This window comes from Priestia sp. SB1, assembly GCF_038898415.1.
Genome location: NZ_JBBJSS010000003.1, coordinates 76,297 through 97,086, shown reverse-complemented (window position 1 = coordinate 97,086; position 20,790 = coordinate 76,297). Strand labels below are relative to the sequence as shown.

The following is a 20,790-nucleotide window of genomic DNA, read 5'->3' as shown; positions in this document are numbered from 1 at the left end:
AACGGCGAGAGCGGCGAGTAGAACGGCGAGAACGGCGAGTAGAACGGCGAGAACGGCGAGTAGAACGACGAGAGCGGCGAGAGCGGCGAGTAGAACGGCGAGAACGGCGAGTAGAACGACGAGAACGGCGAGTAGAACGACGAGAGCTGCGAGAAGAGCGACGCGTACCGCGGGTAGAACGGCGAGAGCTGCGGCCAGTGCTACGAGAAGAGCGACGTGGCTTTGTTAGTGGACCGGCAGTTGGCTCTTGAAACATAAAAGATTTCAGTTCTGTACATTCTAGGGCTTCAGCAGCCTCTTTAATTTTTTCAGGTGTAATATGCAATACAAAAACCTCCTTGTCAATTGGACTAGGTCTTGCATTAATAGAATACGCGATGATGCTTGTCCTTGATATGAGTCAAAAGTGGAGTTTGCGGAAATAGTTGATGCTGCGGGGTATCATGGAGAATTTACCCTTCATATACTTTAATAATTGAAGAAAGGTGGTCGAATCATGAAGCAAAAAGAAATCCCTCAATACGCTCTGTTTGTGAATGTAAAAGATTTAAAGGAAATGCAAAGAGATATTTGGTCAGAAGAAGCGGTTCAGGCAACGATGAAGTTTAACAAAAAACGCTACGATATTGATTTGCTCCTAAGAGGCTCCCATATTCGGAAGATGAAGAAAAAGTCATATTATATTGAATTTTATTCTCCGAAAATATTTCAGCGTGCCAAAGAAATACACCTAAACGCTGAATACAAAGATCCATCGCTTATGCGCAACAAATTGTCCCTCGATTTTTTCTCTTCTTTAGATGTTTTATCTCCCCACTCTCAGTTTGTCACTCTTAAGATTAATGGGAAAAATGAAGGAATATATCTTCAGCTCGAATCGGTAGATGAACTATTTTTGAAAAAAAGAAATTTAGCGGATGGATCTATATTTTATGCAGTAGACGGAGATGCTAATTTTTCTTTGATGAGCGATTTGGATAAAAAGCCAAAAACAACTTTGTTATCTGGATATGAAGATAAAGCAGTGAGAGAAGGAGACGAGGAAAAATTAGAAAAGTTTATATTTAATCTTAATACATGGACAAATACAGAATTCGAACAGAATATTGAGAAGTACCTGAACGTCGACCGCTACTTATCTTGGTTAGTCGGTATTATTTGTATGCAGAATTACGACGGTTTTGTCCATAACTATGCGCTCTATCTAAATCATGAAAGCGGGCGCTTTGAACTGATTCCATGGGATTATGATGCAACTTGGGGAAGAGACGTAAATGGAAAAGTAATGGAAGGAGACTATGTACGTGCACAAGGATTTAATACGCTTACAGCTCGCTTACTGGCGGTGAACAGCATTAAAAAGCGATATATTCAAAAAATGAACAATGTTCTAAATAATCAATTTACAATAGAATACATGAAACCAATCATTTATCAACTGAATGATTATATTGCTCCATATGTATTAAAAGATCCTTACGTAAAAGATAACTTGGAGCAATTCCATAAGGAACCAGACCTTATGCTTTCTTTCGTAAAAGACCGAACAGCGTACATTAAAAGTCATCTTTTTGATTTTTGAATTTTACTAGACTGATAGGCAAAAGTGGAATTTAAGAATAATAGGCAAATGCAGGAAGACAATAGCTGTACATGATACGTATATATACATTATGAATGACCAATAAGGACAATTAATAAGGAGGAAAAATAATGAGTAACTATTACTACGACCAAAATCAAGACCAAACTCAAAATGCCAATCGTAGTCGCGCTCGTAAAGTTCAACAATCTGAAAGCACGGGCTACTCTGCCCACTTTAAACCATTAAAAGGGAGAGTAGTAACTGTCTATCGCGGGGGGCCTGAATCTAAAACGGGATATTTAATCGACGTTCAATCAGATTATTTAACACTTGCTCTTGAAACAAAACAAAATAACAATCAGCAAAATAATCAACCGGCGCAGCTTATTCCACAACAGCAATATACATTTATTTATTACCAGCTCGCTCATGTTAAAAGCATTACAGAGGATACAAAGTCTAATTCCGCGCAAACATTTTCTGGATTTAATAGTGAAGTAGAACTGCACAGAGCCAACACATTTGCAGGCACTTTATTATTGATGAAAGATAAACAAGTGCAAATAAATCAAGGAGGGCCAGAGAAAAAATTGGGTAAGATCCTTGATGTATTAGGCTCATTTGAATCTGCGTATGTCGTATTACTAACAGAAGATGACGGCGTCGTTTATATCAATGTAGAGCACATAAAGAGTGTAAGTGAAGTTGTAAGCAAAAATACGCCTGTTGTTCCGCAAAACCCATTATTAGTTGAAGAAACACCTGAGTATATTAAAGCGAAAAGTTTCAATGAACTGTTTGAAGAGTTTTCGCATAGATGGGTAGCTATTAACGGTGGAGGGCCAGAGGCTGTAGAAGGTGTGTTAGTTCAAAGTCGCAATGGGAACTTTACTCTTGTACAAAATAATCAAGTTTTACGTTTACAACCAAGACACGTAAAAACCATTGCCTTAGGATCAAAAGGATCTTTCAAGCAAAATGAAGAAAATTCTGAGCAAAATGGAGATACAAATGAAGAAGATTCTGTGCAAGAATCAACTACTGTAGATAGAACCGGAGGTCGCACGGATGGCCGTACTGGAGACCGTACCGGAAGACGTACAGGAAGACGTACAGGAGGTCGCACAGACGATCGCTCGGGAGGTCGCCGTACGGGTTCACGCTCTTCAACACCAGGTGAAAAAGTTATTAAAACGAAAAATTATCGTTGGAAAGCATGACGAACTGGAACGTAAAAGGTGCTTATAAAGCACCTTTTCTATCATATAGGAAAAAGGAGGAGAATGAGAATGAGTATGAATCATTATATTGATAAAATTGTTGAAGTCGATATATCAGGGAAAACAACGTTTATAGGAAAACTTGTTGATCTAGGGTTAGATGTAATGGTTTTATATAATGGACATGATTATTTGTATATTCCTCTTTTACACATACATCGCTTGCGAGAAGTTTCAGAAGAAGATTATACGCCTTTACGGACAATAGAAGAAAATTTAATAGAAGAAAGCCAGCGGATTTCTTATCGTAATATTTTACAGCAGGCAAAAGGGAAATTTATTGAAATTTATGTAACGGGAGGGAAATCATTGCATGGCTATATCACAAGCGTGCTGAATGATTATCTTGTGTTTTATTCTCCAGTGTATAAAAATGTCTTTGTTTCTCTGCATCATTTGAAATGGCTTACCCCTTACAGTAATGAGTTAACCCCTTATTCTTTAAGTGACAAAGAGCTCCCCGTAAGGCCCGCCTCTGCACCTTTTGTCAGAAACTTTGAAGAGCAGCTTAAAAAATATGAAAATCAACTGGTCGTATTAGATTTAGGGGATCAATCAGAAAAGATTGGTGTACTTAAAGAAGTTTCTAACAATATTGTTGAACTAATTACGGCAAATGGAGAAAGTATGTATTGGAAGTTAGCTCACGTAAAATCTGTGCACTTGCCTTAGAAAAAGAGACCTTGGTGTCGTCTCTTTTTTTATGTGCTTATCAGGACAAGTATATTGAATAAACAAATGAGATGATTTAAATTTTTTAGAAAATTATGTTGACAATAAAGAAAATCTTTATTAAAGTTAGTAACAACAAACGTTAACCACCAACAATTATATAGAACTCTTATCAAGAGTGGCGGAGGGACTGGCCCTGCGATGCCCGGCAACCATCAAATGAATCATTCATTTGAACGGTGCTAATTCCTGTGGAACATCAGTATTGTTCTAACAGATGAGAGAAATCGTGTATAAACGAACACTCTTCCATCTGTGAAGAGTGTTTTTTATTTTGAGTTAAGGAGAGAAATAGATGAAAATTGAAACTTTATTAGTTCGTTCAGGAGTAGGTCGTGATCCTGCAACAGGTTCTATTACAACACCCATTTACCAAGCATCAACATTTGCTCATCCTGCTTTAGGGCAAAGTACAGGATTTGACTATGCACGTACGGCAAATCCTACTCGTGCAGCATTGGAAGAAGCAATTGCTGCTTTAGAAAAAGGAGAAGTAGGAGTAGCATTCGCTTCAGGAATGGCGGGTGTAATGGCAGTTTTAGCACTATTTAAAAACGGAGATCATTTAATTGTATCAGAGGATTTATACGGAGGAACGTACCGAGTACTAAATGAAATCTTTTCAGAGCAAGGAATTACTGTTTCGTACGTCAACACAGCCCATCTCGAGCAAGTAAAAGATGCGCTTCGTCCCAACACGAAAGCTTTATTTATTGAAACACCTACAAATCCAATGATGCACGTGACTGATTTGTCAGAAGCAATTGCGTTAGCTAAACAGCATGATTTGCTTACTATCGTTGACAATACATTCATGTCCCCTTACTATCAGCGTCCTTTAGAGCTTGGAGCAGATATTGTGATACATAGTGCAAGCAAATACATTGGGGGTCATAATGATGTTGTTGCTGGTCTTGTAGTCGCTCGATGTAGTAGCTTAGGAGAAAAAATTCGTTTTTATCAAAATGCAGCTGGGGCAATCTTAGGTCCACAGGATAGCTGGCTGTTATTGCGCGGTATTAAGACGCTAGCGCTTCGGATGGAAAAACATAACGAAAACGCACTGAAAATTGCAAATTGGCTTACTGCTCATGATCTCGTGGAAAAAGTGTATTACCCTGGTCTTGAAACACATCCGGGCTATGAAATCATGAAGAAACAAGCAACTGGATTTGGAGGCATGATTTCTTTTGCTGTCTCACACCCTGACATCGTGTCAGTACTTTTAGAAAATGTTAAAGTTATTACATTTGCAGAAAGCTTAGGAGGCGTGGAAAGTTTAATGACATTCCCAGCTCGTCAAACACACGCTGACATTCCTGAGGAAATTCGAAATCGTGTCGGAGTAACAAACTGTTTACTTCGATTATCAGTTGGAATTGAGCACGCAGATGATTTAATTAAAGATTTGAAGGAGGCATTTGATGCATACCAACAATAATAAACATAGATTTGGTACGAACTTAATTCATGCAAATACAGGAATTGACGGTCATTTTGGAGCGGTTAACGTACCTATTTATCAGGTATCTACATTTAATCAAGAAGATGAGACGAACAACGGCCGCTATGACTATTCTCGTTCAGGAAACCCAACGCGTGAGGCTTTAGAAAACACTATTGCTCAGCTAGAAAATGGATACGCTGGTTTTGCTTTTTCATCAGGTATGGCTGCTATTTCATCGGTGTTATCTATTTTTGAATCAGGAGATGAAATTTTAGTTTCACACGATACGTACGGCGGGACATATCGTGTATTAACACGATTATTTTCAAAGTTTGGTATCAAAACAACTTTTGTTGATACAACGAAGGTTGAGAAAGTAGAAGAAGCTATTACAAAAGATACGAAGGCTATTTATATCGAAAGCCCTTCAAATCCATTTTTACAGGTAACGGATATTAAAGCAGTAGCAAGTTTGGCGAAGGAGCACAATCTCCTTACAATTGTGGATAACACGTTTTTAACACCTTATCTGCAGCAGCCCATTGACCTTGGTGTAAATATTGTCATTCATAGTGCTACAAAATATATCAGCGGCCACAGTGACGTCATTGGCGGTTTAGTTGTAGTAAGCGATGAAAAGCTAGCGGAAGAAGTAAAGTTTGTACAAAATGCTTTTGGTGCTATCTTGGGGCCACAGGATTGTTTTTTACTGCTTCGAGGAATTAAGACATTAAAAGTTCGTTTAGATCAGCAGTTAAAAACAGCGCTGCAGTTTGCAAAGTGGCTTGAAGAACAATCTCTAGTGAGCCGTGTATACTACCCAGGCTTAAAAAGTCATCCGGACCACAAACTCATTTCAGAACAAGCAAATGGATACGGAGCTATGATTTCTTTCCAAGTGCAGGATGAAGAAGTAGCACGACATATTTTACAAGGAGTCAAATTAGCTTCAATTGGCGTTAGTCTAGGTGCAGTTGAATCCATTCTCACGCATCCTGCAACAATGTCTCATGCAAGTATCCCAAAAGAAGTACGTGAAGAAAAAGGAATTACTGATTCACTTCTTCGCCTTTCAGTAGGGTTAGAGGAATTCGAGGATTTGAAGCAAGACTTTAACGCTGTTTTTCAAAGCTTAGAAGAAAAAGCGTTAATTAAATAAAAAAAGGACTTCCATTAAGGAAGTCCTTTTTTTGTTATATACAGCTATCTAAAAGGTTTGTGTATAGGGACGTAAGCGCAACTTTTTCATCAGAGGAAAGACCGCTGTTTAGAATTCTTTTTATGCCAAGATGATATTTTACATACGGTGTTTGCCGAACGCGTGGATGAGTCATTTCATCTTTTAAATCTTTCAGAATGGCTTCGTGAAGCTGATCTTCACTTGTCAGGGCTTGTTTAGAAGCGAAAGAACGGTTCAACCATAGGGTCTGATAAGCTGCTAGTAAATGTTCAGAAGTCATTGTGCAAAGAGCTCCTTTAGATTAGTTTCTTCATTATAATAATCTATAGTTTACCATAAGTATTAATACGTGTACGTAACTTTTACAGAAGCAGATACAGTCAAGGACTGAGCTTGAATAGGGGGAGAGGCTGCTAATAACTTAGGCGAGGATCCAGATGACTGATAGACGGGGCCTTCTTCGATTAAAATGGGGATTTGGTTAATAGGGAGCTGCAGCGTGTTGGCAATGGTAAAGGCCTTTTCTTTAGCGTTAAGCAAAGCTTTACTTATCGCTTCTTGTTCATATTTATCATCATTTGTAACGTGGAATTGAAGATCTTGCGCTACGTTGGCTCCGCTTGAAAACGTAGCGTTATAAACATCGCCAGCTTGTTTTACATCCTGTACTCTTACTCTAAACAAATGCTGTACTTCGTATCCTGTAAGAGTCGATTTTCCATCGCTGTAATCATATTTAGGGTTTATAGTGAATGAAGCTGTTTCAATTTGCTGGTCATTGATTCCAAGTTTTTGTATTTCTTGCAGGAGAGTATTTGAAACAGCTGAATTTTCTTTTAAGGCTTCTTGAACGTCTCGGTTTTCCGTGCGCGTTCCAATCGTCATGGAAATTTCATTTGGAATGGCTGAAGCACTCCCTTCACCAATTACTTTAATTTCTCTATTTTGTGTATCTGCGCGCAGTTGCTGTGTAGGTTCATAAGGGAAATAAGAATGTTGCATACCAAAAACCTCCTTTATTGATCTTTAGTATATATATGATGAGAAAAGGAGATTAAAAACAAAAAGAGATTGAGACATAACTAAATCAACCGCCAGAAGCAACTATATACATAAAACCTACATTCACCATACCATTAAAAAAATCCGAACGAATTTGATTCTTCATCAAGAATCTCGATTCATCGTTCGGATCTTCCTTCAACTTACGTACTTTTTTTCAGCTTCTTTTTGTTTATTTCGATTCTTTTATTAAAATTTCTTTCATTTCAACAAATTGCTGTTGAACATCGCTTGATGGTTTCTTTGTTAGGAAACTTACAATAATGACAGCTAATAAACTTAAAAAGAACCCTGGAATCATTTCGTAAAGCGTATCCTTCAACGGAGTATTTACCCAAATTAATACCGTGACAGCACCTACAATCATTCCTGCAAGTGCTCCCCATCGAGTCATACGCTTCCAGTATAGACTTAGTAAAATAGCAGGACCAAATGCAGAACCAAATCCAGCCCATGCGTATCCGACAAGTCCTAAAATCGTATCACTAGGTTTTAAAGAAAGCAAAATACCAATAATTGCAACACCTAAAACGGCAGCTCTTCCGACTGTTACAAGCTCTTTGTCAGAGGCTTTGCGTCGGAAAAATGTTTTATAAAAATCTTCTGTAACAGAGCTTGCCGTTACAAGCAGCTGAGAAGAAATCGTACTCATAATTGCCGCTAGTAGAGCTGCATATAAAAATCCAGTAATTAACGGGTTAAAAAGTATATCTGCAAATTTAATAAAAATAGTTTCAGGATCTGCTAGTTTCATACCCGTTTTTTCTACATATGCAATTCCAACAAGTCCTGTCAGCATAGCACCAATAATAGAAATAATCATCCAGCTCATTCCAATACGACGTGCGGGTTTTAACTCTTTAACAGAAGAGATAGCCATAAAGCGAACGATAATATGAGGCTGTCCGAAATAGCCAAGTCCCCAGGCCAAGAAAGATATAATACCTAAAACGGTTGTACCTTTAAAAATGTCCAGGTATGCTGGATTAATGTTCTGTACAATATCCATTGTTGTGTTAACGCCTCCAACATTGGTGAAAGCTACAATGGGTACTAAAACTAAGGCAAGAAACATAATAACACCTTGAACAAAGTCTGTTAAACTAACAGCTAAAAATCCACCGAAAAGAGTGTAGGCAATAACAACAGATGCTGTTACAAATAAGCCAATTTGATAATTCACACCAAATGCCGATTCGAACAATCGTCCGCCTGATACCATACCAGCTGAAGTGTAAAGAGTGAAGAAAATAAAGATAACAATCGCTGATACTGTTCGAAGAATCTTGGCGTGGTCGCCAAAACGATTTTCAAAAAAGTCTGGAATTGTAATAGAGTCGTTCGCTACTTCCGTATAAGTGCGAAGACGCGGAGCGAGGATTAAATAATTTAAATAAGCACCAATAGATAAACCTACTGCAAGCCATAAACTTGAAAGGCCTGTCACATACATGGATCCTGGAAGCCCCATTAACATCCATCCACTCATATCTGAAGCGCCAGCTGAAAGCGCAGTAACGGCCGGACCTAGTCCGCGTCCGCCTAGCATGTAACCCGATACGTCTTGAGTTGTTTTTTTGTAGGCATACCATCCTATTCCAAGCATTCCTACAAAATAAATGCCCAGTGAAATATAAACACCAATATCCACCAAATCTCCCCTTTATGCATTTTTTATGCATGAAACGAGCACTGCTCGCCATGCAAACATCTTATGGTTTCTAAAACTAACAAACTTTTCCCTTACTATCAACCCACAAAACCGTAAATTACCTAAGTCTAAAATCCCCTAAACCTTTATATTACAGAAATGAAAACGTTTTCAAAATAAAGTAAAATAAAAATATTCAGAAATTTATAAGAGCAATTTTTATGCAATATTTTATGCAAAAAATAAAATAAAAAGAGCATTTCGTAAAATGCTCTTTTGTCATTCATGTATATTAGCGTGAATTAGGGAATACGCGTCGAACAACTTCTGAAAACTCGTCAAATAGTCCAGAGACTGGTTTACCCGTTTGAAGCTTGTCTACATATCCATTCATACGGTTTACAAAGTCGGGGTTTGTTGATACAAACACTCGATGAACACTGCCGTCGGCTTTTCGTACTTCATGTGCGATCTTATGCTCCATATCTTTTGTGAGATTGCCTTCTTTGTTATCGTCTAATACAGCTGCTACATAAGCTGTATGGTCGGTTACGATTACGTTAGCATCTTTTACATTTTTTAACGCTACGATACGATCAGCTGCCACATCGGCTACTCTCATTCCGCCGGACTGATTGTACTGTTCTTTCTCATTACGCTGTACGTCTTGCGTATTATTTACGTCATTCATTTTCGTTTTATTGTTTCCATTTTCATATGTGACGTTGCGGACTGTATTATCGTCAATGACGCCATCTTTACCTTGATCTGCTGTGCTGCAGCCGAATAAAGAAAGGGTCGTCATGCAGCCTACAACAAACAAAAACGATTTCTTCATGATAGTATCACTCCTTATAAGTTTTAACCTTTCTTATAATTTGTTAAAAACGTGTGAAGCATACATGAAAAATATAAAAAAGCCTATACTATCGAAAAAGGAGGAATATGTATGAGTGAAATCCGACAAAGCATATTTGTGCTTCATACAAAAGAAGAAAACCATGAAGAAACAACAACGTTTGCGTTAACTTCAGAAGAAGCTAAGCTGTTATTTGAAACCCTGCAAAATAAACGAAAAGAAATTATCGACGCCCATATTGATAACATGTTGACGTAAGGAAGGTAAATATCTTGTAAAACAGATGAGCCATATGTTAAAGGGGGCCAAATATTTGCATTCTACATATAGGTATAGTATAATGTAAACGCAACCAAATATAATTAATACTATGTTTTGACCATATACTCGAATTAGATTTAGTGAAAATTCACTTGTTATAAAGGAGATCTACTTCGCGTAGGTCTCTTTTATAATATGTGAATTTTTTATTTACGGTATAAATGTAAATATAGAGTAACATATTAAAAATTTTTACATTTTTTGGAGGTTTTTTTACATGGCTACTACAGGTACAGTAAAATGGTTTAACAGTGAAAAAGGCTTCGGTTTTATCGAAGTACCAGGCGAAAATGATGTATTTGTTCATTTTTCAGCTATCCAATCTGAAGGCTTCAAAACATTAGAAGAAGGCCAAAAAGTTGAATTTGAAATCGTTGAAGGCCAACGTGGACCTCAAGCGGAGAATGTTGTAAAATTATAATTCAACGCTACATATGAAAGCTGCCAATCGGCAGCTTTTTTTGTGCAAATTTGTTTTATTTGTATGATTAAGAAAATAGATTAAAGTAGGGGAGAAGGGAAGGCGTGAGTTCATTTCATTGCTGTGCCACATGTCAACATTTTCAAAGCATTAAATTGGATAAGGGAATGAAGTATCAATGCAAGAGACTAGGCTATGAAACTCGTCCTGCTTATCAGTTTACATGCTGGGAACCAAAAGAAGTAGTTAAAAAGCTAATGGAAAAACGAAATCAAAAAGATATTGATACATAACGAAATCGATCCCATCTAAAGACGAACAAAGAACAAATGGAATGGATTCTCTAGTATGAATTGCTTGTTACATCGCTGTTGGTTTCCGTGCAAGACTGCGCTTTCCGCGGGCGGGCGCTGAGCCTTGCCCTCCAATCAACAGCTATAAGCACCTACATACATGAAACCTACGTTCATCATCACTACGAAAAAATCCGAACGAGTTGGATTCTCCATCAGGAATCTCAATTCATCGTTCGGATTTTTACTAAACTACTTTTGTTCCAGCCGCTTTTAATTATTCCTCTTTATCTGTCCCTTCCTCTGAAGGTAAATGCTTCCCGCAAAACTCTTTGACAGCTGCTTCTTCCTCTTCTTCTAGGTCGAAGTCTAATACTTTATTTGTTGAAACTTCGTAGAAATGAGTCTGGGCAATAGAAGTGTTATCTTCGCCTTTAATATATACTACGCGTAGTGCTAGGTCGCTGCCGGTATATAATTCATCCTCTTCTTCTACCTCAATGTATAAATGAAATTCATAGCGTTCACCTAGAAGGAGACCAAATGGATCCTGCAATTGTTCAGCTGTATATTCTTTAATTGTAAACATATGTACGTCCTTTCCATATATCAGTAAAATACTTGCATCATCTATTATAGTTTTTCTTTGCAAAGAAAGAAAGTGCATGCGTAATTCATGCACGGATTTATTCCTTGGTCATTCTATTTAGCGAATCTACTTGATGCGATGGCGCAAGGACTTCGATGGTTTACTTAAAGATGGAAGAAACGCGCGTATGTTTTTGCTTATACATGGCAGCATCTGCTTTTTGAATTAATGTATCTAGGTTGGTATCGTCTGAAGGCGCACATATAATAAACCCGTAACTCGCAGACAGTGCATATGGCTTCTTACATTCTTTCTTTTTATCTTCTAGCTGATTATTAATATTTTGCCACAGCTCGTGTACGTATTCCTCCGTTTGTTCAGGAGTAATTAATAAAAACTCATCACCTCCGTAGCGAAAGAGCGTATCATTCTTGCTAATATAACCACTAATTGATTCTGCTATTGTTTTAATAAGCCAGTCGCCTTCTCTATGACCGTATTGATCATTTACTAGTTTTAAGGAATTAATATCGATAAAACATAATACAAAAGATGTATCATTGGTTTTAGCTCTCAGCAGTTCCAGCTGCAGTTTTTCCATTCCGCTTCTTCGATTTAAAATTCCGGTTAGCATATCAGTTGAAGCGTGCAAGCTCAATTCATGCTCAACCGCTTTTAAATCGGTTATATCGGTAATACCTGCGAGTATGCAGCTTTCGCTTTGATACTCTAGTAATTCATAATTGATCATAACCCACTTAGAATCTCCATGTTCACGTGCTTCTAGGATGTAGTTTTTTACATGCTTTTCTTGTTGAAGACGTTTTAAAATCTCCTCTCGATCTTCATCAGTAGGGTAAATTATAAATCCGTCTAGTTGATCAAGATCTTGAGAAGCAAGATTGTAAAAATGAATAGCTTTATTGTTAATGAGCAGCACTTTGTGGTCGGATAATCTCGTTAATAGTAAAGGATAGGGATTAATTTTGAACAGCGTAAAAAAATTATGTTCGCTTTCTTTTAGCTTTAAATGATTCATATATTCTTTGTGACGGTATGTATAGAGAATATATGAGATAAGCAAAGCGATAGCAACTGCTGCAGTTGTATTGATCTGCTTTGAAATAAGAGAAAAAGAATCCGGTACATATCGTGATAAGCCATATAGTAAAAAAAGATGGTTAGGAATAAAAATAATGCACAGATGTTTTAATTTCATAGGACATAAAACAGCTGTGGAAATCAAAAGCATCATATAGACGTCTACGCGACCTGTGAAAAGCTGGCTGTTAATAGTAGAAAGTGCTGCAGCAAATACGTAATAAAATATATAGCCATATACCATGGTGCTTAAGTAGTTAGCAAATCGCTCTTTTCTTTTACTAAAATAATAGAAGAATAAATAAAGAGAAGAGAGAGCGAAACTAGTGAAATGAATACCAATTAGTGTATGTCTAAACTGAGATGTCCCCGCATGTTGAAGTAAAGAAAACCCTATATAAATATAAAGAGGGTAGGAAATGACAAGAGCAAGTGAAACTAGCTTGACTCTTTGTTGAAGCATTTCTGCATTCGTTTTATCGAACATTTTATCTTCATTAACTTCTCTTCCTGAAGGGGAACGAAATTTCTTCAGAAAGGAGAAAGGTAAAAGCGAAAGAAGAAATGACATGACCATCATCTCCATATCTTTTTTTAGGTATTTTAGCATGTTTGTATAAGAAAAGACATGAATTTTTTAGATGAAAATGTCTGCTTTTCCATCAAGAAAAAGCACTAAGAGTTATAGGAGTAAAGGTGAGACCAAAGGGCCCCACCTTTTTTTATTGAAGTTTATTTGATTCAGCATGCCGTACAAACATGGTTTCATCTTCTACTAAGCCGCAAGCTCCACACTGAATGCGTTTTTGGGGTCCGTTATAAGCAGCGTGAAAGGCATCGAGCGTATCGTTTGTGTATTCTTCTACGACGTCTCCGCTTCTTGGGTCCATTTTTACAGGTTTTGCATTTTGTTCAATGATATTAAAGCGCGTTCGATTTGTTTTGCAGCTAGGGCAAAGATAAGGGCTTCCCATTTTTAACATCTCCTTGAAAAATTTACTGTATTAATACCATGTCCGAATCCACCAAAAACATACAAAAACTTATGGTTTTCTATCGAACGTTCATTCGTTAAAATAGAAGCAGGTGATGAAAATGAGAATACGAAAAAACTTACAAGAAGTAATAGATATCTTGCAAACGAATCCATCGTATCAGCAAAATATTGTTCATTGGCATACAATCGAAGAGAAAGAAGCTAAAACTGCGCCATTTCCAGCTTCTTTGCATACGAAACTGCGGGAAGCACTTGAAAAACGAGGAATTGGTTCGCTTTATACGCATCAAAAAACAGCGTTTGATTTGGCGACAGCTAAGAAGAATGTTGTGGCCGTTACGCCAACAGCCTCGGGGAAAACACTGTGCTACAACTTGCCGGTACTGCAAAGTATTATGGAAAACGATCAAGCTCGAGCTCTTTATTTGTTCCCAACAAAAGCGCTTGCCCAAGATCAAAGAAGTGAATTAAATGAAATCATTGAAGAAATGGAAGTGCCAATCAATAGCTACACGTATGATGGAGATACTCCGGCAAATATCCGCCAAAAGGTGAGAAAAGCAGGGCATATCGTTATTACGAATCCGGATATGCTTCATTCAGCTATTTTACCTCATCATACGAAATGGGTATCACTGTTTGAGAATCTGAAATACATTGTGATTGATGAACTTCATACGTACCGCGGTGTTTTTGGAAGCCACGTAGCCAACGTTATCCGCCGGTTAAAGCGAATTTGCCGCTACTATGGAAGCAATCCTATCTTTATTTGTACATCAGCGACCATCGCTAATCCAAAAGAACTCGCTGAACATTTAACGGGAGCTCATGTTATGTTAGTAGATAACAACGGAGCGCCTAGCGGCCGCAAACATTTTATTTTTTATAATCCGCCTATTGTGAATAAACCTTTAAACATTAGAAGAAGTGCTACGCTTGAAGTGCGAAATATTGCAGGAGAGTTTTTGGAAAATAAAATTCAAACGATTGTATTTGCACGAAGCCGAGTACGAGTGGAAATTATTTTAACGTATCTGCAGGAGCTCGTAAAAAATCAGCTTCAACATAAGTCTATTCAAGGGTATCGAGGAGGATATTTGCCGAAGCAGCGACGCGAAATAGAAAGAGGACTTCGAGAGGGAAGTATTTACGGGGTAGTCAGTACGAATGCTTTAGAGCTAGGAGTGGATATCGGGCAGCTGCAGGTGTGTGTAATGACAGGTTATCCAGGCACGGTTGCAAGCGCTTGGCAGCAAGCAGGACGAGCAGGAAGACGTCATGGAGAAGCCGTCATTGTGATGGTCGCAAGTTCAAGTCCGCTTGATCAGTATATGATTCAGCATCCGGATTACTTTTTTAGCAGAAATCCAGAAACAGCTCGAATTAATCCTGATAATCTTGTTATTTTAGTCGATCATTTAAAATGTGCGTCCTATGAGCTGCCGTTTAGGCAGGGAGAAACATTTGATGGGGTAGAAATTGAAGACGTGCTGGAGTTTTTGCAAGAAGAACGAGTGATTCATTTTAGCGGAGATAAATGGTACTGGATGAATGATTCCTTCCCAGCTCATAATATCAGTCTGCGCTCTGCATCCCAAGAAAATGTTGTCATCATTGATCAATCGGACGTTGCAAATGTGAAAGTAATTGGAGAAATGGATCGCTTTAGTGCCATGACGCTTCTTCATGATGAGGCGATTTACTTGCATCAAGGCATTCAGTATCAAGTAGAATACTTGGACTGGGATGAGAAAAAAGCGTATGTTCGTGAAGTCGATGTAGACTATTTCACCGATGCAAACTTAGCGGTTAACTTAAAGGTTCTAGAAGCTGATAAAGAACGACTGGAAGGGACATATTCAATCAGTTATGGCGATGTAATGGTCAGCGCCATGGCGACGATATTTAAAAAAATAAAGTTTGAGACGCATGAAAACATAGGGTCAGGGCCCATTTCACTTCCGGAAGAAGAGCTTCATACAAATGCCGTGTGGCTAAGCTTTGAAAAAGAACAGTTTCACGAATCTGAAGAACGATTGGAACAAGCTCTTATTTCCGTGGCAAATGCCATTCAGTCAATTGCACCGCTTATGGTGATGTGCGATCCGTCTGATTTACATGTAGTGCCTCAGATAAAAGCGGTGCACAATGAACAGCCCACTATCTTCTTATATGACCGATACCCGGGAGGCATTGGCCTAAGCGATAAAGTATACGAACAAATGAATGGTGTGCTAAGTCAAACTAATCAATTAATTGTAAATTGTTCTTGCGAAAGCGGCTGTCCGTCCTGTATTGGTATGGAAGCACAGGGAGAACACGCGAAAAGCGATGCGCTCGTACTGCTACAACAACTGCAAAGTAGGTGAACTCGTGTCTTTTAAAAATAAATTAAACCGTATGAAAAAGCATCTTCATGTTACAGAAGCGAAGCCTCCGGTTGAAAGTAACCCCCAGCGATCTAAGGGCGCGTCTATTCCCTATGAGCAGGAATGGAAGGGAAATCATGCTGCGCCTTACTTTGCCGAAGACAGCTACTGTATGATCAGAGAAGTGGTTTACCCGCTCGACTACAAGCATGGACATTATGAATTTAATGAGCTGAAAAAAGTAGTGGAAGTATGGAATCAGTCTACAGTTGCTCATCCGCTTTCATCAAAAGGCCACACATATTCAGATTTGTTTTTCTTTGATACGGAAACGACGGGGCTTAGTACAGGTACGGGAACGACTATCTTTTTGCTAGGATACGCAAGGGTGTTAAAAGATTCCGTCGTTTTTCGTCAGCATATATTAACGGAGCCAAGTGGAGAAGTAGCATTTTACGAAAGTTTTTTAAAAGAAGTAGACTATACGACGCTTGTGACTTATAATGGGAAATCTTTCGATTGGCCTCACGTGAAGACTCGCCATACGCTATTGAGAGATCATTTGCCCAAGCTGCCTAAGTTCGGTCACTTTGATTTACTTCATGCGTCAAGAAGGCTGTGGAAACACAAAATGAATTCGGTTAAGCTTGCGAATGTCGAAAAAGAAATACTTGGAATTGAACGAGTTGATGATATCCCAGGTTTTTTAGCTCCCATGATTTATTTTGATTTTATTGAAACGAAAAATCCAAGAGGCTTATTCGACATTATGAAACATAATGAACATGATATTTTATCGCTTATTACCTTATACATTCATTTATCAAAGCATCTCCTTACTAGTGAGGAGTTTACAGAAAAAGAAACATATGAAGTGGCAAGGTGGTATGAGCAGTTGGGGGAGAACAAGCACGCTTTCTCTCTTTATCAAGGCGTAGCGGAAAAAGAAAAAGAAGAGCATGAAAAAGCTCAGCTAGCGATGGCTTATCATTATAAAAAAGAGAAGAGTTGGAAAGAGGCAGTGGACATGTTTGAACCCTTGGTTCAAACATGTGAAGGTGACGTCGCTATAGAAGCATTGGTTGAGTTAGCTAAAATTTATGAGCATCGTCTCAAAGATGTTCATCAAGCACTTCTATATACTGAGCTAGCCTCGGAGAAGTGGAATCAACTCAGAGGAATGACGAAAAAAACGTCGAAGGAAGCGCTTGAAAAAAGACTTCTTAGATTAAAAAATAAATCAGCTAAAGCATAGACTTCAGCTGATTTATTTTAAAAAATTCAGAATTATTATTCTTTTATTTTTGTGGAGGTTTTATATTGTTCTATTTTTCAGTCATTGATAAAATTAGTCAATGTAAGACGTATTCTTACAGCTTAAAAACAGAACTTTGGTGAGATGGAGAGAGGCCTCATGAAAAATGTGATTTTAGTATCATTTTTCGCATTAATTTGTTTAACAGTAATTGTCTTAAGCAGTTTGAAAAATTCGTATAACTCCTTTATGTAGGCCAAAAATAGGTGTTTGTCTTAGTACATGTACACTGCCCTTCACATATTGTAATAGTGTAATAACTAAACAGTGAAAGGGGAAAAAGGATATGTATCCAAGACCAACAAAATGTATGCCACCAATTGTGCATCCAACAAAATGCTGCACACAGTTTACTTCTCAGGAGGTAGTTGTACCTCACATTCATCCAAGTCATAATACATTGGTGAACCATACAAACGTGAAGCACGTGCATTACTTCCCGCAAACACAATCTGTTGTAAATGAAACTTCAAATCAACAGTTTTTTGGCGGTGCGCAACAATATCCAACTCAAGTAGGTGGAGCAGGCTATCCAGGTCAAATGGGAGGCTACCCAGGTCAAGTAGCAGGTGCTGGTTACCCAGGTCAAGTAGCAGGTGCTAGTTATCCAGGCCAAGGAGGCTACCCAGGTCAAGTAGGTGGAGCTGGTTTTCCAGGCCAAGGAGGTTACCCAGGTCAAGTAGCAGGCGCTAGTTATCCTGGACACAAAGGTTGCGGCCAAGGAAGCTGTCATACAAAAGGCGCGCATCAAGGACCTAATTCAGGGTATTTTAGATAATGTACGTTAATAGGAGCTGATTACATCAGTTCCTATTCTATTTTGTTACAAAGGAGTTATATAATGAAGGTGCTAACGGTTACTGGTTATAAGCCATTCGAACTTGGAATTTTTAATGAAAAACATCAAGGCATTACATACATAAAAAAAGCGCTCTATAAAAAATTACAGGAATTAGTAGAAGATGGATTAGAATGGGTATTGATTAGTGGCCAGCTAGGAGTAGAGATTTGGGCAGCAGAAGTGGTATTTGATCTGCAGCTCGATTATCCCGAGCTTCAGTTAGCTGTTTTAACACCATTTTTGGAGCAGGAAGAAAAATGGAATGACGTCAATAAAGAATTGTATGAATTCGTCTTAAGTCAAGCAGATTATGTAGATAGCATCACAAAAAAGAAATATGAAAGTCCAGCACAGTTTCGGTTGAAAAATCAATTTTTAGTAGAAAAAAGTGAAGGTATTTGTTTAGTTTACGACGAAGAGCACGAAGGAAGTCCTAAATATATGTTAGAAACGGCTAAAAAGCGTGCTGAACGAGAAGAATACCCTATTATAATGGTGACGTCTCACGACTTACAAGATATCGTGGATGAAGAAAAATTTTCGTCTTTTTAACGCCACTTGACGAAACATTTTAAAAGATAAATTGACATTTGAAGCTATTTTTGAAAAAATGAATTATAATAAAGATAAGGTTTATCGTATTCGAGGTGATAGAGATGTTAGCTGATAAAATTCGTTTAACGGCCAAAGAAATTTTAGAAAAAGAATTTAAAACAGGCATGAGAGGCTATAATCAAGAGGAAGTAGATAAGTATCTAGATTCTGTTATTAAAGATTATGAAGCATTTCATGAAGAAATTGAAGCATTACAAACTGAAAATTTACGCTTAAAAAAGCAAGTAGAAGAGTTATCTAAAAAGCCGCAACAACCTTCGTTTACCCCGCCGCCGGCTCAACAGCAGCAGCAAGCGGGTACGACAAACTTTGATATTTTAAAACGTTTGTCAAACTTAGAAAAACATGTGTTTGGAAGTAAATTATACGAATAACCTAAAAATAGGAGTTGCATTCAACTCCTATTTTTATTATACTAAGGAAAGTCGTTATCAATAACGTTCGGGTAATTGCTGCATCACATATGAGGATGTAGAGGAAAGTCCATGCTCGCACAGACTGCGATGTCTGTAGTGTTCGTGCCTAGCGAAGTCATAAGCTAGGGTAGCTGTTAAAAGCTAACGGCGGGGAAAAAGCCTAAGTCTTTTTAAGATATGGCTTGACTACTCTGAAAGTGCCACAGTGACGAAGTCTTATCAGAAATGATAAGAGTGGAACGAGGTAAACCCCTCGAGCGAGAAACCCAAATAATGGTAGGGGAACTTTCTGGAAGGAACTGAACGGAAGGAAGGACAAAATGGTTACATTTTGTAGATAGATAATTGCCACCGGAGTACGAGGTAGCTAGCCGCTTGCAGTACAATGGTACAAAACATGGCTTACAGAACGTTATTGAAAAGCAATCGACAATAGTTGTTATACACTATATTTTAATCCAACCCAGCTCTTCATATAACGGAAGAGCTTTTTTTATGTCAAAATGACAGCTTATCATAAGCTGTCATTTTTTTGTACAATCAGGCTGAGCTTGTTGTCAGCCTCAGGTCTTAGGAGAAAATAAAGCTCTAGCTCGTTTTGAAAAAACGTTATCATCCTTAAACTAAGTATATAGAGAAGCGAAAGGAGGAAACAAAATGAAAAAAGTTGGTTTGTTTTTGATTGGAGCGGTAGCTGCTATCGTTCTTCTTGCAAATGCTGGCCCCATGGTAGGACTTGCGCTTGGCTTGGTTATTTTGTACGTAGCATTTAAAGGGTTTGTTAAAGCAGAGACCCCCTTTAAAAAATGGTTCTGGGGGTTTATTGGTGTCGTCGTACTCTTAACAACCGTTTCAAACCTTCCGGCCCTTGCTGGTATCATCGCAGCAGTAGTACTTTACATTGTATATAAAAAGTGGAACAGCAGCAGGCCTATAAAAATGGAAAAAGAAGATCCGTTTAAGCACTTTGAACGTCAGTGGGCTGACTTAAATCAAAAATAATAAAATTTCACTTTATTATCTAAGGAGATGAACAAAATGAGAAACTTATTTACTCGAATGAAAGAAACGATTTCTGCAGACCTTCATCAATTACTTGATCACAAAGAACAAAAAAATCCAATTGCTGCGTTAAATCACTATTTGCGCCAATGCGAGCAGGAGACTGAAAAGGTAAGGCAGCTTGTTGAGCGGCAGCACACGTTAAAAGAGCAGTTTAATCGCGAATACCATCTGGCACTTGACATGATGAAAAAACGTCATGAGCAAGCACAAGTGGCGCAAGCAGCTGAAGAAGCAGAATTACATGAATTTATTGTAAAAGAGCATGCTCACTACGAAGAGAGAGCAAAGCGTGTAAAAGAATCTTATGAAGATGCATCCAAGCAGTTAGAAGAGCTTGAACAAAAGTATGAAGAAATGAAGCACAAGGTAAAAGATATGCATATTCGCCGTATGGAACTAATGGGGCGCGAAAATATTGCCCGTGCGCACCATCGTATGAATTCAGTAATGAAAACGGAAGCATCTTATGCGTCCTACAGTCAGTTTGACGAAATGGAAACCTATATTGACCAGCTTGAAAATCAAATTAATACAAATTACTACAGACAAACGGTAGACAGCAAGATTGCTGAATTAGAAAAAAGAGTAAAATCATCGTAAAAAATCAGTGTTCCTGCATAAAACATGGTATTCTAAAAAAGGCGTAGGTTT

At 38.1% G+C, this 20,790-nt stretch carries 23 protein-coding genes, 1 other RNA gene and 1 riboswitch; of the genes, 16 read left to right on the top strand and 8 right to left on the bottom strand.

The window, feature by feature from the left end; all coding sequences use genetic code 11:
• The coding region (locus tag WKH56_RS11100) for a CotG/ExsB N-terminal domain-containing protein (RefSeq protein WP_481861964.1) at nucleotides 1–325 on the bottom strand (325 nt) is incomplete at its 3' end.
• 168 nt (nucleotides 326–493) lie between these two features.
• Between WKH56_RS11100 and WKH56_RS11095 the strand changes: the two genes are divergently transcribed.
• The 5 genes from WKH56_RS11095 (at nucleotide 494) to WKH56_RS11075 (ending at nucleotide 6,203) form a co-directional block, all read left to right on the top strand.
• Entirely contained in the window at nucleotides 494–1,582 is a 1,089-nt protein-coding gene (locus WKH56_RS11095; RefSeq protein WP_372452807.1) for a CotH kinase family protein, read from the top strand.
• 131 nt (nucleotides 1,583–1,713) lie between these two features.
• Nucleotides 1,714–2,805: a hypothetical protein gene (locus WKH56_RS11090; RefSeq protein ID WP_048018479.1), complete on the top strand. Its 1,092-nt coding sequence runs from the start codon at nucleotides 1,714–1,716 to the stop codon at nucleotides 2,803–2,805.
• A 69-nt stretch (nucleotides 2,806–2,874) separates the two neighbouring features.
• Complete coding sequence (locus WKH56_RS11085) at nucleotides 2,875–3,537, top strand: hypothetical protein (protein WP_028414069.1); 663 nt, start codon at nucleotides 2,875–2,877, stop codon at nucleotides 3,535–3,537.
• Nucleotides 3,538–3,703: 166 nt separating this feature from the next.
• Nucleotides 3,704–3,821: riboswitch (SAM riboswitch) on the top strand.
• Between the two features lie 71 nt (nucleotides 3,822–3,892).
• Entirely contained in the window at nucleotides 3,893–5,038 is a 1,146-nt protein-coding gene (locus tag WKH56_RS11080) for a trans-sulfuration enzyme family protein (protein ID WP_310884273.1), read from the top strand.
• Nucleotides 5,022–6,203, top strand: coding sequence for a trans-sulfuration enzyme family protein (locus tag WKH56_RS11075; protein ID WP_048018481.1), 1,182 nt, complete (start codon nucleotides 5,022–5,024; stop codon nucleotides 6,201–6,203). The genes WKH56_RS11080 and WKH56_RS11075 overlap by 17 nt, the downstream gene beginning before the upstream one ends.
• 34 nt (nucleotides 6,204–6,237) lie before the next feature.
• Here the strand turns inward: WKH56_RS11075 and WKH56_RS11070 are convergent, their stop codons facing one another.
• From WKH56_RS11070 to WKH56_RS11055, 4 genes are all read right to left on the bottom strand, one after another.
• Nucleotides 6,238–6,504 carry a hypothetical protein gene (locus tag WKH56_RS11070; RefSeq protein WP_048018482.1) on the bottom strand — a complete coding sequence of 89 codons (267 nt, stop codon included), beginning with the start codon at nucleotides 6,502–6,504 and terminating at the stop codon, nucleotides 6,238–6,240.
• A gap of 62 nt (nucleotides 6,505–6,566) precedes the next feature.
• The gene (locus WKH56_RS11065; RefSeq protein WP_048018483.1) at nucleotides 6,567–7,226 is read right to left on the bottom strand and encodes an SIMPL domain-containing protein; all 660 of its coding nucleotides are present in this window, start codon (nucleotides 7,224–7,226) and stop codon (nucleotides 6,567–6,569) included.
• 232 nt (nucleotides 7,227–7,458) lie between these two features.
• On the bottom strand, nucleotides 7,459–8,937 hold the full coding sequence (gene putP, locus WKH56_RS11060; protein ID WP_221831824.1) for a sodium/proline symporter PutP: 1,479 nt from the start codon (nucleotides 8,935–8,937) through the stop codon (nucleotides 7,459–7,461).
• Between the two features lie 292 nt (nucleotides 8,938–9,229).
• Nucleotides 9,230–9,775, bottom strand: a complete 546-nt coding sequence (locus tag WKH56_RS11055) for a YhcN/YlaJ family sporulation lipoprotein (protein WP_033578433.1) — start codon at nucleotides 9,773–9,775, stop codon at nucleotides 9,230–9,232.
• 111 nt (nucleotides 9,776–9,886) lie between these two features.
• Between WKH56_RS11055 and WKH56_RS11050 the strand changes: the two genes are divergently transcribed.
• From WKH56_RS11050 to WKH56_RS11040, 3 genes are all read left to right on the top strand, one after another.
• Nucleotides 9,887–10,054 carry a hypothetical protein gene (locus tag WKH56_RS11050; RefSeq protein WP_165573336.1) on the top strand — a complete coding sequence of 56 codons (168 nt, stop codon included), beginning with the start codon at nucleotides 9,887–9,889 and terminating at the stop codon, nucleotides 10,052–10,054.
• A 280-nt stretch (nucleotides 10,055–10,334) separates the two neighbouring features.
• Nucleotides 10,335–10,538, top strand: coding sequence for a cold-shock protein (locus WKH56_RS11045; protein WP_013056130.1), 204 nt, complete (start codon nucleotides 10,335–10,337; stop codon nucleotides 10,536–10,538).
• Nucleotides 10,539–10,642: 104 nt separating this feature from the next.
• Nucleotides 10,643–10,831, top strand: a complete 189-nt coding sequence (locus WKH56_RS11040; protein WP_028414062.1) for a hypothetical protein — start codon at nucleotides 10,643–10,645, stop codon at nucleotides 10,829–10,831.
• Nucleotides 10,832–11,108: 277 nt separating this feature from the next.
• On the opposite strand, the gene WKH56_RS11035 is transcribed toward WKH56_RS11040, so the two are convergent.
• From WKH56_RS11035 to WKH56_RS11025, 3 genes are all read right to left on the bottom strand, one after another.
• Complete coding sequence (locus tag WKH56_RS11035; protein ID WP_028414061.1) at nucleotides 11,109–11,420, bottom strand: DUF6509 family protein; 312 nt, start codon at nucleotides 11,418–11,420, stop codon at nucleotides 11,109–11,111.
• A 160-nt stretch (nucleotides 11,421–11,580) separates the two neighbouring features.
• The gene (locus WKH56_RS11030; protein WP_342835643.1) at nucleotides 11,581–13,131 is read right to left on the bottom strand and encodes a sensor domain-containing diguanylate cyclase; all 1,551 of its coding nucleotides are present in this window, start codon (nucleotides 13,129–13,131) and stop codon (nucleotides 11,581–11,583) included.
• Between the two features lie 112 nt (nucleotides 13,132–13,243).
• Nucleotides 13,244–13,495, bottom strand: coding sequence for a hypothetical protein (locus WKH56_RS11025; protein WP_013056134.1), 252 nt, complete (start codon nucleotides 13,493–13,495; stop codon nucleotides 13,244–13,246).
• Nucleotides 13,496–13,616: 121 nt separating this feature from the next.
• Here WKH56_RS11025 and WKH56_RS11020 point away from each other — a divergent pair, with 121 nt between their 5' ends.
• The 8 genes from WKH56_RS11020 (at nucleotide 13,617) to WKH56_RS10985 (ending at nucleotide 20,739) form a co-directional block, all read left to right on the top strand.
• The gene (locus tag WKH56_RS11020; RefSeq protein WP_310884274.1) at nucleotides 13,617–15,887 is read left to right on the top strand and encodes a DEAD/DEAH box helicase; all 2,271 of its coding nucleotides are present in this window, start codon (nucleotides 13,617–13,619) and stop codon (nucleotides 15,885–15,887) included.
• Between the two features lie 4 nt (nucleotides 15,888–15,891).
• Nucleotides 15,892–17,142, top strand: coding sequence for a ribonuclease H-like domain-containing protein (locus tag WKH56_RS11015; RefSeq protein WP_310884275.1), 1,251 nt, complete (start codon nucleotides 15,892–15,894; stop codon nucleotides 17,140–17,142).
• Between the two features lie 346 nt (nucleotides 17,143–17,488).
• Nucleotides 17,489–17,980, top strand: coding sequence for a spore coat protein (locus WKH56_RS11010; protein WP_033578437.1), 492 nt, complete (start codon nucleotides 17,489–17,491; stop codon nucleotides 17,978–17,980).
• A 63-nt stretch (nucleotides 17,981–18,043) separates the two neighbouring features.
• On the top strand, nucleotides 18,044–18,595 hold the full coding sequence (locus WKH56_RS11005; RefSeq protein WP_028414057.1) for an SLOG family protein: 552 nt from the start codon (nucleotides 18,044–18,046) through the stop codon (nucleotides 18,593–18,595).
• A gap of 104 nt (nucleotides 18,596–18,699) precedes the next feature.
• Complete coding sequence (gene gpsB, locus WKH56_RS11000; RefSeq protein ID WP_013056140.1) at nucleotides 18,700–19,032, top strand: cell division regulator GpsB; 333 nt, start codon at nucleotides 18,700–18,702, stop codon at nucleotides 19,030–19,032.
• Nucleotides 19,033–19,095: 63 nt separating this feature from the next.
• Nucleotides 19,096–19,484: RNase P RNA component class B (rnpB, locus tag WKH56_RS10995), an RNA gene on the top strand.
• A gap of 247 nt (nucleotides 19,485–19,731) precedes the next feature.
• Entirely contained in the window at nucleotides 19,732–20,076 is a 345-nt protein-coding gene (locus tag WKH56_RS10990) for a lmo0954 family membrane protein (protein WP_028414056.1), read from the top strand.
• Nucleotides 20,077–20,112: 36 nt separating this feature from the next.
• Nucleotides 20,113–20,739 (top strand): PspA/IM30 family protein, encoded by a 627-nt coding sequence (locus WKH56_RS10985; RefSeq protein WP_048018491.1) that lies wholly within the window; start codon nucleotides 20,113–20,115, stop codon nucleotides 20,737–20,739.
• Nucleotides 20,740–20,790: the final 51 nt, after the last annotated feature.